Raw genomic sequence first — 13,904 nt, forward strand, 5'->3', positions numbered from 1 at the left:
TTTGAAGTACCTCAACACGACTTTCAAGTACTTCAACACGACTTTGAAGTACCTCAAAACGACTTTGAAGTACCTCAAAACGATGTTGAAGTACCTCAACACGATGTTGAAGTACCTCAACACGACTTTTAAGTACTTCAAAACGACTTTTAAGTACCTCAAAACGATGTTGAAGTACCTCAACACGACTTTCAAGTACTTCAACACGATTTTGAAGTACCTCAACACGACTTTCAAGTACTTCAACACGACTTTGGAGTACTTCAACACGATTTTGGAGTACTTCAACACGACTTTCGAGCCTAAGCGTTACCCAGCAAACCCGGCTAAATGTTGGGTTTTGTTCCTCAACCCAACCTACATATTTTTATTTTTTTAGGCAAAACCTACGCAGTATTTTAACGGTTCCACTGGCGTGAGGTGCATTAAAATCCTTAATTTCCAAGCTTCTTAGCCTCATACGTATACCTAATTTGGCAAAGAAACGCTATATATTCCACCCAACTGAGAACCGTTATATTCTCCTTAATCCTCCTTTTTAAAGAGGGAATAAACAATGGTATAAGCTGTAATTCTGGAATAAAGGATAGAAAATAGGAAATAGCTTTGTTCACCACTTCCCATCCCTGATCGGCATAGCTCATCTGAAGCGCGTTTGTTCTTAAAAGTTCGCTTACCCTTGAAAGTCCTCAAAGATTAACCGATAGTATTGCACAATTTTATCAAAGGTGCTTGCCTGTTTTATTATAATAATCATTGTCATAACAAAACGTTATTAAAAATAATTCGGAAGACACATACTTAACCCGCAGCCTTAAGGTACACTTAATCTATTGTTAACCTTTAACTTGATGTAGCTATTGGCTAATTGGGTAAATGACTAAAAATATTAATAATCGTGAAAAATTAAATATTTTTGCTAAAATATCTCCTAATTTAATCTCTACACCACAAAGCAACGAAGTTAATCAGAGTACAAGTAAAGCGATCGCACAGCCTTCAGGTGCCTTGCAAATAGTTCATATAACTACCGGGCGCGTGCGACTGCGTACTACTGACAGTAGTCTTAACTCGATATTAGACAACATAGCCCAAGATTTACGCTCCTTAGAAGGAGTGAGGGAAGTTGCCGTAAATGAACAAACGGGTAGTTTAGTAGTTAATTTTGATGAAGATAAGCTCTCGTTACCGCAAATTTTGGCGCTAAAATCCGATATTGATATCCAACTGCCGCAGGCTTCGTCTGATTCACCTAGCAAGACCGATCCCTTTGCAGCTTGGAAATCTCCTTTATTTTGGAAAGAGCAGGGCATTTCCTTAATTCCAATGATGACAGGTTTGGCGGTAACAGGAGGATTGGGAATTCATGGCTGGGTATCGATTCCAGTTTATATGATTGCGGCGGATGCAACCCGTGGTGTAATTGGTTATCTTGGCTCTCAAGTTGCGACATCAGAAAAAAACGAAGGTAATTACACCAGTTCTGCGATAAAAAGCGATATAAAATCTGAATCTACTATCCAACCAGAAAATAGCAAGGTGGTAGCACCTGCAAAGATTGACTACAGCGTAGTTCATAAAATTCCCGGACGTATTCGGTTGAATGTGCCAAAAATTGCCCAAGATCGAGCCTATGGGCGGCGACTTGAGAGAATAGTGAAAACCGATGCTCAAGTTACAAGCGTGCGTGTGAATTTTGATGCAGCATCGATCGCGATCGCTTATCAGTCTCGTGATATTCCATTATCTTATTGGGTGAGTCTGATGGAATCAGCATTGGAGACAAACCCACCAACACTAGGGATAACAACGGCGAAACCCCTAGAAGAAGTTAGTCAGACTCCTGAAATTACAGATGCAACAACGACAAATCATACTAATCCTGTTACTCAGACGGCTGAAATTACAGACGCAACAACGCTAAATCATACTAATCCTGTTACTCAAACTGCTGAAGTTATCAACTCAACAACAGCAAACCAGACAACTCCAGAGTTATCTAATCTGTGGACTAACCTAAAATCGCCTGCGATGTCATTGTCATTAGGTATTATGGCGAACTTACCCTTGGGAACTTAATATACAGTTTCAAATTGCGGAATACTGGAGGGCAATTATGACTGGTTTAAATTTAGAAACAGTAGCAGATTTAGACAAAAAACAAGAGCAAACAGTCACAGACGAGATTAATTGCCCAGTAACGCCGCCTTCAAGGGTAGCACATAGCATTATTTGTGCATTTCCTGCACAAGTGGCATTTTGCATACCTCAGATTAGAGAAGATTCAAAATATGTGCAACGTCTTCTCGCCTTGCTTGCTAATGAGCCTTTGGTAATCAATCAGGAAGTCAATACTACTATGGTAGGGTCAATTGCCATTACCTATAAATCTGATGTAATGTCAGATGTTGACATGCGATCGCATTTGGCTAATTTGATTCAGTTGGCTGGTAATGCAGAAGTGGTATCAGCATCTGCAAACCAATTCAAACCATGCTCAACTGCGGTAACGACAGAAGACAGGCAGGATAGAAAGCCAAAAAAAGAAGCCCAGAGGCAGAAATTAGCAACATTCTCCTTAACATCTGCGGATGCGTCAGTCTCTAAGACTAAAACCAATTCGGTATCCTCGAATTCTGTAATTCAACAATTAAAAAAACCTGCAAAAGTAGCTTATAGCATTGCTCATGCAATTCCCGGAAGAGTAAGGTTTCGTGTGCCTCGAATTGCCTGCGATCCCAAATATGTCCAACGGTTAGAGACATTACTCAAATCAGATTCTACAGTTACAAGTGAGCGAGTTAATAGCGCTGCGAGATCAGTTGTCATTACCTATAAAACTGGGATGATGCAGAATTCTCAGAAGCGAATGCAAAGCTTTTTGTCAACACCAATATCTCATCTAGCCAATCTAATTGAATCTGCCAATGATCCCGCCACAGCGATAAGTTAGCTAACGAATCCAGCAAATGACAAATAACTAAATGATAGCTAATCAATCTCGTAGGATTGGTGGCTAATTTGCTCTCTTTATCTCAGTAAAGAGCCTGATTTTCATCGAAGTGTAACAATTATTGGATTAAAGAAAAGTAATGGCAAAAGTAGCACTGCAACTACCATCACCCCCAAAATCTCAATTTCCTGTGTTGGAAGGGAATGGAAAAGTTTCTTTAATTGACACTAATGGACACTCTCAAGGAGAGTTGCCCAACGTTACCTACAGCGTTGTCCATACAACTCCGGGAAGACTGCGGTTTCGCGTACCTCGCTTACGCTGTGATGCAGATTATGCCAAGCGTCTGGAAGTATTGTTAACAGCAGATGCGCTGGTGAAGAATGTTCGTGTCAAGCCTGCGGCAATGTCTGTTGCAGTTACTTATAAATCTGATAAAGTTTCCGATGCGAAGATGCGATCGCACCTTCACGATTTGATTCAGGCTGCAAGTGTTGTAGTCGTTCTCAAAAACTCTATATCTATATCGGAAACCGAAAAAGAGCCATCTTGGCCAGGTTTACAACTGTCTGCCGTTGCGACTACTTTAGCAGTGCTGGGGGGGCCGTTAGGATTACCGATCCCGCCTTTGATAGTGGTGCTTCCCATCGCCATTGCCACACTTCCCGTTGTCCAACGAGCATGGGAAGGTATTAGAGTAGAGCGAAAATTGAATATTGACTTTTTGGATTTGATGGCGATCGCTATTACTACCTTCCAAGGGCAATTTCTCACACCATCGCTGATGCTCGGTTTAATTGAAGTAGGCGAAAATATCCGCGATCGCACGGCTCGTTCTTCTGCTCAACAAACTCTAGATTTACTTAGTTCTTTAGGACAATTTGTCTGGGTGGAACGCAATGGCGACAAACAACAAATTCCCATTCAAGATGTGCAACGTGGCGATACAGTGATTGTTTACCCTGGCGAACAAGTGCCGGTTGATGGTAGCATTTTGCGAGGTAAAGCCCTACTAGATGAGCAGAAATTAACAGGCGAGTCGATGCCAGTGCTGAAGAAAAAAGGACAACCAGTTTTCGCCTCAACGCTGGTAAGAGAAGGAAGAATTTATATTCTTGCAGAATGGATAGGTAACGATACCCGCGCCGGACAGAGCATTAAGTTAATGCAAGAAGCACCTGTCCACGATACCCGGATGGAAAATTATGCCACGAAATTTGCTCAAAAAGCTGTTGTGCCAACTTTGCTACTTGGTGGAGCAGTATTTGCCGCAACCCGCAACCCTTCACGGGCAGCCAGCGTTTTAACTTTAGACTTTGCTACAGGTATTCGAGTATCAGTCCCCACAACAGTTTTAGCAGCATTAACTTATGCTGCACGACGGGGTATTCTCATCCGTAGCGGACGGGCGTTAGAACAACTAGCAGAAGTTGATACCATAGTTTTTGATAAAACAGGGACACTGACTAAGGGAGAAGTCGATGTTGTCAGTGTGGAAAGTCTCAATCCAGCAACCTCAAGATTACGGGTGTTGGAATTAGCAGCCGCCGCCGAACAGCGTTTAACTCATCCAGTAGCAGAAGCAATTGTTCGCTATGCCCAAGCAGAGCAAGTGGAAATTTTGCCGCGTAGTAAGTGGGACTATCAACTAGGTTTGGGCGTACAAGCTCTGATTGATGAAGAGACAGTTTACGTTGGGAGCGATCGCTTTTTGCGTACTAGTGGCATTGATACCGAAGCGTTAAATGGCCACCAAAAATCTCCAAATTCAGCGATTTATGTAGCCAGCAACGGTCAGCTTCAAGGTATTATTAAATATAGTGACCTTCTCCGTCCTGAAAGCCGGGAAGTCATTACAGCACTTTCGACGGTCGAAGGTGTAGAAATTCACATGCTAACCGGCGATAATAAGCGAACTGCTACAGCCGTTGCTGCTGAACTTGGTATTTTGCCAACGCATACTCACGCAGAAGCTTTTCCAGAACAAAAGGCAACAGTTGTCCGCCAACTGCACGAACAAGGTAAGACGGTTGCATTTGTAGGTGATGGGATCAACGATTCGCCAGCTTTAGCCTATGCCGATGTTTCCGTATCCTTTGCCAACGGTTCCGAGATAGCCCGCGAGACAGCAGACTTAGTGTTGATGCAGAATGACTTGCATGGTTTATTAGAAGCGATCGCGATCGCTCGTCAAGCCAAGCAATTGATTCGGCAAAACACAGGACTAGTTGCTGTTCCTAATTTAGCGGCAATGGTGATAGCCGTTTTCTTTGGTCTTAACCCCTTAGCTGCAACAGTAGTCAACAATGGCTCAACCGTAGTTGCTGGAGTCAACGGTTTGCGTCCAATTCTTAAAAATCGTCAACATAAAGCTCTACCATCGGCAAGATGATACAACTATGCCGACAAGAGTATCTTAAAAAGCTTTCCGAGGTTTCTTAATTAATAGGAGAAAATTGAACATGGCACCTAAAATTAGTGATTTTGTTGAAGATGCAGGCGCTCCCGGTATTATAGCCGGAATTGGTGCAGTCCTCTTAGCACCTGTTCTGCTGCCCATTGTCGCTGGAGTTGGTAAACCCTTAGTCAAATCAGTTATCAAAGGCGGAATTGGTCTTTATGAAAGAAGCAAAGGAACCATTGCAGAAATAGGCGAAACCTGGGAAGACATGGTAGCCGAAGCCAGAGCGGAACTTGCTGAGGAAAAAGAAACCCCCGTGTTTGAAGCGTCTGCCACCAATGGCGATAATGTCGCCGATAATGGTGCATAATTTCATCCGCCCATTAGCAAGTTAAATTCTTTGCCATAAGCAACTTCCAATTACCAAAATATCAAATTAGTAAGGTGCGTTACGGTATTCCACCTAACGCACCCTACGAAAATAGAATAATTTATGTTTTGCAAGTCCCTAGTAGTGTGCCTCATTAATTTTGAGGGGTAAATCAGTTTTTAAACTTCTCTTCTTTACCTCTTCCTTCTCTTCTCTACGAGAGGCTGCGCCAACGAGACGCTGCGCGAACGTGTACTTTGCGTCTTCTCCTTCGGAGACGCGAAGGGCGAACGCAGTTCGTTTTTCAACCCCCTCAAAACTAATGGGACAGACTACTAGTGCAAGATATTAAATGCAGGAATGAGCGCAAAAACTCTCTCGCTCCTCAGCGTTCTCTGCGGTTCGTTTTTCCTTAATTTTTCACTCATTCCTGTAAATAACAAACCCACAACAAAAAATCCACTATCACACAAGTCAAAAGGTGGTTGCATGTTGACTAATGGTTATAGCACTTACAATAAAATGCCGGAAATTATAGACAAAGCCAGCTTCAAAACACCACCAAAACCGATATCTACAAAAGTTGTAAGTTCGACTCCCGGTAGATTGCGGTTGAGAGTGGCTCATTCCCATCGTCAATTAGAAAAGATGCAACGCATCGCCAATGCTTTGTCAGCAAATTCTCATATTACTCAAGTTAAGACAAATGTCCATCATGGCAGTATTGTTATCAATCACGATGGTAAAGATGGCAGTCTAGAAAATGTGCTAGCAACACTTAAAGATTTAGGAATAATTTTTGCCGATGTTTCCGAGGGTAACACCGAGGCAGCAGCAGGAGTATCATCTGCGGTTGTTGACTTAAACCAGCGCGTCAAACAGTCAACACATGGTGCTTTTGATCTACGGATTCTTTTCCCTTTGGGATTAGCTAGTCTTTCGCTGCGACAATTACTTAATAAAGGATTGCAGTTAGAAGTTATTCCTTGGTATGTTTTAGCATGGTATGCTTTTGATAGCTTTATTAAGTTGCACGGAACTAGCCAAAAACAATCACCAAATGAGTAACTAAAAAGCTTAATTGATCTGCCAAATTTTGATGGTTTTATCAGAACTACCACTAGCAATAAATTGACCATCAGGGCTAATAGCAATAGAGTTTACTGCCCCTGAGTGTTCTTTAATAGTTTGCAGTAATTCTCCCGTCCGCAAATGCCAAATTTTGATGGTTTTATCTGCACTACCGCTAAACAGGATTTCTCCATCAGGACTAACAGCTAAGGATCTTACTTCTTCTAAATGTCCAGTCAATGTGTGTAGTACTTTACCCGTAGCTAAATGCCAAATTTTAATAGTTTTGTCTGTGCTACCGCTAAAGAGAAATTCTCCATCAGGACTAATGATTACTGATTTCACCCCACCTAAATGTCCGTTGAGGGTGCGTAATGGATCACCCGTGCGGGGATTCCACAGCCTAATTTTGTTGTCAGAACTACCACTAGCGAGGATTGTACCATCAGGGCTGATAGCAGCAGCATTAACTGCGGATGAATGCCAAAGGGTACAAATGCGTTGGCATAGCCCGCCGTAGGCATCGCCTTTATGCAAATTCCAAATTTTGATTTTATTACTGCCACTAGCAAGAATTTGTCCATCAGGACTGATTGCGATGCAGTTAACTGGTTTTTGATGTCCTAACAGAGTGTGGATTAGTTTGCCAGAATTAAGGTTATAGACTCTAACATTACTTTTGGGGTGTTGGCAACTACCAACAGCGAGATAATGTTCATCAGGACTAATTGCAACAGAGGAAATTTCGCCTAAATCTTCTGCAAGGGTGCGAATAAGTTTGCCACTTTTAGAATTCCATACTTTGATAGTTTTATCTGCACACCCGGTAACTAAACTCTCAGAATCAGGACTAATAACGACAGATGTTATTTTTTCGGAATGTCCAGTTAGGGTGTGGCTGAGAACGATATGTTGTAGCGTTACTTGGTGTTTGAGGTTGGCAACGCAATTTAAAATTTCCTCAACATCAGCAAGACTCTGACTATCACCGACTGCAATAAAATATTCTCTTAACTTTTTTACATATTCCTCATCTTTGACGCTGACGGCTGATTGCATTGCCTGAAGCGGGTTAGTAGAATCCTGTAGTGATATTTGGCGTAGTTGTAACCATGTATTCACAGAATAATCAAGCTGTTCATTTGCCCAAGAGCGTAGTTTACCGCCGTAGGCATTGCTTAAATGAGATAAACTCTGAGCTAATTGCAAAGCCAATTCTGGAATCCAGTAACAACGCTCATTTTCCAGAGCTTGGTAAACTTGCTTGTAACCAGAGGCGATAACCTGTACTGATTGTAAATCAAAAGTATCTGACAGCAAACTCGGCAGTAACTCTGGTAGTAGCGGAGGTACACCATGATTAACCAGGTGGTAAGCATCTGCTACCCAACCTGCAACCAAACAGTGATAAGTAATCAAAACCTGGCAAAGGTTTTCAAAGTCTTGACGGTTGACTTGATATTGTAAAGATAACTTACTAATATCAATTCCTTTTTCATTCCATTTTTCTACCTTTTCTAAAATTGTCAAATTAACAACATTGTCTTTGCCAATGTGATTAATATCCTCTAAGTTTTCTCCCAATGCCAGGAGTTCATCTCTAATCGTTTTCCATTCTAAGGCTCGTTTTTTAGCAGACTCTTCCAAAATTTCGCGATAAGGTAAACGAGCAATTGTTTTATAATAATAATTACCTTGTCCCAAACCCCAGTAGGCAATCCGAAAATTTAAATAATCGCCATCATTTTCTGACTCTAAAATCAAAATAGGCTCTGTTTTCAACATTCCAAACAGAGCCTTAATACTTGATTCACTATGAAAACGCTTACTATCCCAAGCTCCTGCCAATAATTCTGTTGGTCTAACTTGACTGTTTAGAGAGTAATGCTTGTTGAGAAATTCTCGTAATCCTTCAGCCAACATTAACTCAATTTGGGAAATTGTTTCATCTCTATTCTCGTTAAATTGGTCAAAATGTACTTGAGGAGGAGCGATAAAAATTTTTAGTGGAGTAGGCCCATAATTGGTGTGGTCTAAAATTTGTGAAGGGTATAACCTTAAGGGCCAACTATCAAGAATTTTATTGACTTCTGGTAACTTGAGCGCTGTTTCTCGCTCTTGGGCGGCTATTCTTAATTGCGTTTGGTGATTATCGGCTACTAATTGCTGTTGGAAAATTCTTTCTTGTTCAAAGTCTTCAACATGACTGCTTTTTTTATTGGAAGGATTTAGAACTTTGAGTATTTCGGGAATTACTTCAATCGGTTCATATTTACTCAGAGCTAAATCTTTACTTCTCTTTTGTACTAGCTCTGCAACAACAGGTGCAAACTCTAGTACCAGTTGAATTAGTAACCTTAACCCTTGCTGCATAAACACATACCTAGAAACTAAGTAAAATAAATAAGCAAAGCTTGCATGAAATCAGGGCAATACTGGCATCGAGTAAATTCATACATACTCTTGATTTTACTAATTGAGAGTATAGTAACTCAACTATAAGACATTAAAACCCTTGCATGTCAATAAGTCTATGTACCGAATACCTGTAAATAAAAATGATAATAATATAATCAGGGAGGGGACAATTTATCTTCTTTCTTTCTTCTCTACGAGACGCTGCGCGAACGTGTACTTCGCGTCTTTGCGGTTCGTTCTCTTAACCCTTCAAACTTCGCTTGACAGACTACTAGCCTTCAGTCAAAGCATTCTATTATCAATAACAAATGGGTAATCCTCACTTTCATAAACTTCCTAATCAAAACCAGTGGGTTCAAGCAATACATACTGCTGTAAAAGGAAGAGCTAGATATAAGGTAAATGGGCTTTATCATTCAGAAGCTCTTAAAAAATATCTTGAATCGAGATTATTAAAGGAGGAAATAATCTCACGAGCTAGTGCTAATAGTTACACAGGGAATGTTCTTGTTATTTTCCATCCAGATAAGAGTTTAAATACTATCACCCTTCTCATTCAAGACATCCTCTTAGATTATCGGCAAAAAAGCAGTAAATCACTTGCTTCTGCCGCAGTCACTAAAGAAAATACTGCTTGCGTTGGGGGTAATAATCGAAACATATCTGATTCAGCCCTACTGCCTCAAATATCTATGCAGCGACAATTAAACCAAACAGGTAGTCAACTTATTCCGGTATTGGGGGCTGTTGGCGTTCTTGTATGCGGCACTGGACTGTTGTATGCATATAATCTTGACGAAGCCATTTTGCTCTTGATCCAGAAGTTGCATACACCCCTGCGCGATCGCATCATGCTTAGTATCACTTATATGGGCGATCCAATAGTAATGCTGTTATCTTCTTTGGGGCTGGCGATTAGTCCGTTATTTTATAATCGTCGCCGAGAAGCAACTATCTTGGGCATCGCTGGAGTCGGTGCAACCTTGCTAAATTGTTTGATGAAACTATTGTTTGGTAGAGCGCGTCCAGCGCTGTGGAAGCATATTATTAAAGTGGGTCAACACAGTTTTCCCAGTGGCCATGCAATGGTTTCAATAGTGATTTACGGTTTTACCGGCTATATTCTGGCAAAGCAGTTTCCTGAATGGCGCTTTTGGATTTATGGTTTGACTATTATTTTAATTGCTGCGATCGGTTTCAGTCGGCTTTATCTTGGTGTACATTGGCTAACTGATGTCACAGCTGGCTACGGGGCAGGTTTAGTGTGGTTGATTGCTTGTATTATTAGCTTGGAATCGCAGCAAAAATATCGCTCACTGCAAGAGACGCGATGAATCGCCGTCTCTACAATAATCAATCTTTCGTAGAGACGACGATTTATCGCGTCTTTGTGATGATTTATCGCATCTTTGCGATCTAGAATTTTCATCAAAAAACCTTAACCGAACTGTATTGAATTCTGAATTCTGTTCGATCAGGAACATCCCTTTTTCGCTATTTCCTATGCCTTAATTTTATCCAGAGCTAAATTCAGCTTCAACACATTAACTCCAGGTTCACCAAAGATGCCGAGAAAGCGACCATCGGTATTTTGAGCAATCAAAGTTTCCAACTGGTTCGGCTGAACTCCTCGCGCCTTGGCTACTCGGGCAATTTGCCCGATCGCAGCTTCGGGAGTAATGTGAGGATCAAGGCTGGAACCAGAGGTGTAGACTAAATCGCCAGTCGGCTGCACCCCTGCTGTTTTCAGACGAGTGAAGTCACCTTCAACCTTTTTGCTGGGGTCTGGGTCATCTTTACCTTTGATGCGTTCCATTAATGCGGGATTACTGGGAGCCAAGTTACTAGCACCAGAAACCCCAGTTTTCAAAACTCCCTCATTATCCTTTTTGGGATCGGCTGTGCTGTAACTGGTGGAACTGGGACGGCTGTTAAAATAGCGATCGCTACTAAAAGGTTGACCAATCAAAGCAGAACCGACAACTTGACCTATGCTATTTTTCAGTAGACTACCGTTTGCTTGAAACGGAAACACAATTTGCCCAATGGCAATCATCGCAAAAGGATAAATAATCGCTCCAATAACCCAAAGTACCAGGGTAGAACGAACAGCTCTACCGACTTCGCGTGCAAAACTCATTAGAATTTCTCCGGTACAAACATTACAAAAAATAAATAGATAGAAAGCCCTAGTGTCACCATTCCTAACAGCCCCAATCCCCAAGATTGACTGCGGGAAAGTTGTTCACCAGTAGCGGCATAGACCATAGGTGCAACCACTAGGTTGAAACACATCGCCAGGAATAAATACAATGGCAGCTTTTGTCTACGCCATTGACACCAGATTTCAGTTATTTCTTCTAATACTTGGGATGCAGGAATAGTGCGTCGAAGCTGAACGGGTTTCATAGTAAATTAAGACAAAGGTAGGATAATATCTATCAGTTTGATGGCAATAAAGGGAGCAACAATGCCACCCAGACCATAGATGAAGATGTTGCGACGTAGCAGTTGATCTGCTGTTAAAGGTAAAAACTTTACCCCTTTGAGTGCTAGCGGAATCAATGCCGGAATAATCAAGGCATTATAAATCAGCGCTGAGACGATCGCAGATTGGGCGCTTTTTAATCCCATAATATTAAGTGCGCCGATTCCAGCAGCTGCGAAGATAGTAGGGATAATGGCAAAATACTTGGCAATATCGTTAGCGATAGAGAATGTTGTTAAGGCTCCACGAGTAATTAGCAACTGTTTACCTATGGTTACTAAGTCAATTAGCTTCGTGGGATCGGAGTCTAAGTCCACCATGTTAGCAGCTTCTTTGGCAGCTTGCGTCCCAGAGTTCATCGCCACACCCACGTTTGCTTGAGCTAAGGCAGGTGCATCATTAGTACCATCCCCAGTCATTGCCACCAATTTACCCTGAGATTGTTCAGAGCGAATCACCTCAATTTTGTCTTCTGGAGTCGCTTCGGCAATGAAATCATCCACTCCAGCTTCCTCGGCAATTACCGAAGCGGTAATCCGATTGTCACCTGTGAGCATGATTGTCTTAACACCCATGCGGCGGAGTTGGTCAAATCGTTCCCGTAAACCAGGTTTGACAATATCTTTGAGGTAGATAACACCATAAATCTTGTCATCTTGGCAGACAGCTAAGGGTGTACCGCCTAACCGGGAAACTCGCTCATAAGCTGCGTCTACATCATCAGGAACATAGCCGCCACGAGAACGGACAAATCCCTTAATCGCCTCTACCGCCCCTTTGCGAATTTGTTTGCTATCCGGTAGATTCGTGCCACTCATCCGGGTTTTCGCGGAAAACTCCACACCCTCGGCTTTGTCGATATTGAAGTCTACCGCAGCCTGAGACTTTTCTGCCAATATCACAATTGACTTGCCTTCTGGCGTTTCATCAAACAAGCTAGCAGCTAGGGAAACTCGCGCCACATCTTCTACTGAATGATTATCCAGAGGAATAAACTCATCAGCCATTCGATTACCCAAGGTGATAGTGCCTGTCTTATCTAGCACCAAGGTGTTGATGTCGCCGCAAGCTTCTACGGCTCGACCAGAGGTAGCAATGACGTTAAATTGGGCAACCCGATCCATCCCGGCAATACCGATCGCACTGAGCAAACCACCGATAGTGGTAGGAATTAAAGCTACTAGTAACGAGATTAGAATAGCAACGCTAGCACCCGCCCGTAAACTGTTTCCCGCCTCAACTCCAAAGGCTGTGGTGATAAAGCTGGCGATGTAGCCGACAAATGGGGGCATAGTTGCCACCACAATCAGGAAAACTTGTGTTAACACTGCCAACAATACCGTCAAAGCAATCTCGTTGGGAGTCTTGCTGCGTTCTGCTCCTTCTACCAGGGAAATCATGCGATCGATAAAGCCTTGTCCAGGATCGGCACTAATGCGAATTGTTAACTCATCTGAGAGTAGGCGTGTACCTCCTGTTACCGAACTGGCAATATCTGTACCTGGTTGCTTCAGTACAGGGGCAGATTCTCCAGTAATTGCAGACTCATCAACCGAGCCAATGCCTTTAATTACATCTCCATCGGCGGGAATCATGTTGTTTGCAACTACTTTTACCAAATCGCCCCGTCGCAGTTCCGTAGAATTGACTTGTTGTATAGAACCATCAGGGAGGATTTTGTTAGCGATCGTATCCGATCGCGTCGATCTTAATGAATCAGCCTGGGCTTTACCGCGTCCTTCAGCTACAGCTTCAGCAAAGTTGGCAAAAACAAGTGTGAAAAAGAGAATAAAGGTAATCAACCCGTTTAAGAGGCGTTGTTGGTTGACATCTGCCTGGATTGTACCAAACAGATTTGGGTTAAGGGTAACAAGAAAGGTGACAATTGTCCCCACCCAAACAACAAACATAACTGGGTTTTTGACAGTAATTCGCGGATCGAGCTTGACAAATGACTCACGAATTGCTCTCTGGTAAAGTCCCCGCATATCTGCTTTGGGGGTGTGCTTGCGCGAGTCACGAGTTCCAGATCCAATACGAGGCGAAGGAGAATCAGTAGTAATTGGCATAAATTAGATTTTGGGAATGGGGCATTGGGCATTGGGCATGGGAATATGAGGTGGATGAATCCAGTTCCGAGGTGGATGAATCCAGTTCTGAGATGGATGAACGGAGTTCCGAGGTGGATGAATCCAGTTCTGAG

10 protein-coding genes are annotated in these 13,904 nt (G+C 42.4%); 6 read left to right on the top strand and 4 right to left on the bottom strand.

Annotated elements, in window-relative coordinates; genetic code table 11:
- Positions 1-876 precede the first annotated feature (876 nt).
- The 5 genes from ACFE90_RS28070 to ACFE90_RS28090 all read left to right on the top strand — a co-directional run bounded on the left by ACFE90_RS28070 (position 877) and on the right by ACFE90_RS28090 (position 6,792).
- Positions 877-2,079, top strand: coding sequence for an HMA2 domain-containing protein (locus ACFE90_RS28070; RefSeq protein WP_375505680.1), 1,203 nt, complete (start codon positions 877-879; stop codon positions 2,077-2,079).
- A 37-nt stretch (positions 2,080-2,116) separates the two neighbouring features.
- Entirely contained in the window at positions 2,117-2,953 is an 837-nt protein-coding gene (locus tag ACFE90_RS28075; protein ID WP_375505681.1) for a hypothetical protein, read from the top strand.
- Between the two features lie 139 nt (positions 2,954-3,092).
- A complete protein-coding gene (locus ACFE90_RS28080) occupies positions 3,093-5,345 on the top strand; it encodes a heavy metal translocating P-type ATPase (protein WP_375505682.1) in 2,253 nt (750 codons plus the stop codon).
- A gap of 70 nt (positions 5,346-5,415) precedes the next feature.
- A complete protein-coding gene (locus tag ACFE90_RS28085; protein ID WP_109007191.1) occupies positions 5,416-5,724 on the top strand; it encodes a DUF5132 domain-containing protein in 309 nt (102 codons plus the stop codon).
- Between the two features lie 489 nt (positions 5,725-6,213).
- Positions 6,214-6,792: an HMA2 domain-containing protein gene (locus tag ACFE90_RS28090; RefSeq protein WP_375505683.1), complete on the top strand. Its 579-nt coding sequence runs from the start codon at positions 6,214-6,216 to the stop codon at positions 6,790-6,792.
- Between the two features lie 9 nt (positions 6,793-6,801).
- Here the strand turns inward: ACFE90_RS28090 and ACFE90_RS28095 are convergent, their stop codons facing one another.
- Positions 6,802-9,168, bottom strand: coding sequence for a WD40 repeat domain-containing protein (locus ACFE90_RS28095; protein ID WP_375505684.1), 2,367 nt, complete (start codon positions 9,166-9,168; stop codon positions 6,802-6,804).
- A gap of 353 nt (positions 9,169-9,521) precedes the next feature.
- On the opposite strand from ACFE90_RS28095, the gene ACFE90_RS28100 reads away from it, so the two are divergent.
- Positions 9,522-10,547 carry a phosphatase PAP2 family protein gene (locus ACFE90_RS28100; RefSeq protein WP_375505685.1) on the top strand — a complete coding sequence of 342 codons (1,026 nt, stop codon included), beginning with the start codon at positions 9,522-9,524 and terminating at the stop codon, positions 10,545-10,547.
- A 167-nt stretch (positions 10,548-10,714) separates the two neighbouring features.
- Here ACFE90_RS28100 and kdpC read toward each other — a convergent pair whose 3' ends face one another.
- From kdpC to kdpB, 3 genes are read right to left on the bottom strand one after another with little or no spacing between them, the layout of a single operon-like run.
- Positions 10,715-11,353: a K(+)-transporting ATPase subunit C gene (kdpC, locus tag ACFE90_RS28105; RefSeq protein ID WP_375505686.1), complete on the bottom strand. Its 639-nt coding sequence runs from the start codon at positions 11,351-11,353 to the stop codon at positions 10,715-10,717.
- Positions 11,353-11,622, bottom strand: coding sequence for a potassium-transporting ATPase subunit F (locus ACFE90_RS28110; protein WP_375505687.1), 270 nt, complete (start codon positions 11,620-11,622; stop codon positions 11,353-11,355). The genes kdpC and ACFE90_RS28110 overlap by 1 nt, the downstream gene beginning before the upstream one ends.
- 6 nt (positions 11,623-11,628) lie before the next feature.
- The gene (gene kdpB, locus ACFE90_RS28115) at positions 11,629-13,770 is read right to left on the bottom strand and encodes a potassium-transporting ATPase subunit KdpB (protein WP_375505688.1); all 2,142 of its coding nucleotides are present in this window, start codon (positions 13,768-13,770) and stop codon (positions 11,629-11,631) included.
- Positions 13,771-13,904: the final 134 nt, after the last annotated feature.

Origin of the sequence: uncultured Nostoc sp. (assembly GCF_964245445.1) — a bacterium.
Taxonomy (GTDB): Bacteria; Cyanobacteriota; Cyanobacteriia; order Cyanobacteriales; family Nostocaceae; genus Nostoc.